Source organism: Acinetobacter sp. 228 (assembly GCF_048147885.1).
In genome coordinates this window covers 1-1,115 of record NZ_JAYWYV010000500.1, presented here as the reverse complement: position 1 = coordinate 1,115, position 1,115 = coordinate 1, and the positions used below count along the sequence as shown (strand labels likewise).

General features: G+C 37.9%; 2 protein-coding genes. Both read left to right on the top strand.

Annotated features, from left to right (window positions below):
* The coding region (locus tag VXQ92_RS20210; RefSeq protein WP_416682987.1) for a cation:dicarboxylate symporter family transporter at positions 1–371 on the top strand (371 nt) is incomplete at its 5' end.
* A 148-nt stretch (positions 372–519) separates the two neighbouring features.
* Positions 520–1,115: PhzF family phenazine biosynthesis protein (locus VXQ92_RS20205; protein WP_416682986.1), on the top strand; the 596-nt coding region annotated here is incomplete at its 3' end.

The window sequence follows — 1,115 nt, the reverse complement described above, 5'->3', positions numbered from 1 at the left end:
GACAAAATGGTTGTGCGGGTTTATATCCAGCCATGCTCGCAGTCATGGTTGCGCCAACTATGGGTATTAACACCCTAGACCCAATGTGGATTGCTTCGTTAGTGGGTATTGTGACTTTAAGTTCAATTGGCGTAGCAGGTGTTGGTGGTGGTGCAACTTTCGCAGCATTGATCGTACTTCCTGCTATGGGCTTACCTGTAACATTGGTTGCTCTTCTTATTTCAATTGAACCACTCATTGATATGGGACGTACTGCGTTAAACGTAAATGGTTCGATGACTGCTGGTGTAGTTACAAGCCAATTTATGGGGCAGACCGACAAAGCTATAATGAATAGCGAAGATGAAATTGAATTAACTCAACATCATTAAGAGTTAATATTAAACGGCTCTTCACTCTGGATGAGCCGTTTTTTTATATGTGTAACTTGCGACTGTGATGTTAATTTTTAAAAAACTGTATCTGTTTTTCTTTTAAATAATTTTCGAAAATGAGCCTATTAAGAAAGAGAGCACTAACATGAAAATGTATCAAGTCGATGCTTTTACCAAAGAGTTATTTCGTGGAAATCCGGCTGCTGTGATTGTTGGAAAAGAGTGGCCAGATGCAGATTTAATGCAAAAGATAGCACTTGAAAATAACTTATCTGAGACTGCTTTTGTAAAAATTATAGACTCTGAAAATTATGAAATACGTTGGTTTACTCCAACGGTTGAGGTGGATTTTTGCGGGCATGCGACTCTTGCGAGTGCTTTCGTATTATTTAAAGATTTTACTGAGAAAAAGACTCTTAATTTTCATGTACGAAACTTAGGTATGTTTGTAGTTCATCAAGATGAAGACGGCAAAATCAGAATGGATTTTCCAATTCGTAAAGCTCAGCAAGTTGAAGATTATCCGGCTATTTTACGTCAAGCATTAACAAAACCGTTTAAAGCGGTTTATCAAAATATTCAAGCCTACATTGTTGAATATGAGTCAGTGCAAGATGTGTTAGATGAGCAACCTGACATGAACTTACTTAAAGCCTTAGGTAAGCGGACTGCAATTACAACTACAGCAATGGATGTTGCAATCACCTCAAAAGCTGACGATCAATATGACTGTGTTTCTCG